1 protein-coding gene is annotated in these 361 nt (G+C 74.5%); it reads right to left on the bottom strand.

What is annotated here, in order from left to right; all coding sequences use genetic code 11:
• Nucleotides 1-361, bottom strand: a 361-nt coding sequence (locus KVT32_RS29160) for a sensor histidine kinase KdpD (protein ID WP_217619323.1), incomplete at both ends; no start/stop codon positions are given.

Genomic DNA, 361 nt, shown 5'->3' with positions numbered 1-361 from the left:
GTTGTCGTCGACCACCAGCACCGACGCCGGCGCCACCGCCTCGTCCAGCCGGGCCGGCGCGTCGGGCATGCTTTGCACCGGCGCCAGCGGCAAGCGCACGGTGAAGGTGCTGCCCTTGCCCAGCCCCGCGCTCTCGGCCCTGACGGTGCCGCCGTGCAGCTCGACCAGGTTGCGCACCAGCGCCAGGCCCAGGCCGAGCCCGCCCTGGGAGCGGGCGCTCGCGCGCTTGCCCTGGGCGAACAGGTCGAAGGCGCTCTCGGTCAGTTCCGGCTCCACGCCGATGCCGTCGTCGGTCACGGACAGCACCAGCATGCCGGCCTCGTGGCGCACGCCGACGTCCATGGCGCCTTCTTCCGGCGGG

The sequence above is a fragment of the Achromobacter sp. GbtcB20 genome (assembly GCF_019091095.1).
Classification (GTDB): Bacteria; Pseudomonadota; Gammaproteobacteria; order Burkholderiales; family Burkholderiaceae_B; genus Achromobacter; species Achromobacter mucicolens.
This window is presented reverse-complemented; position numbering and strand designations above follow the sequence as displayed.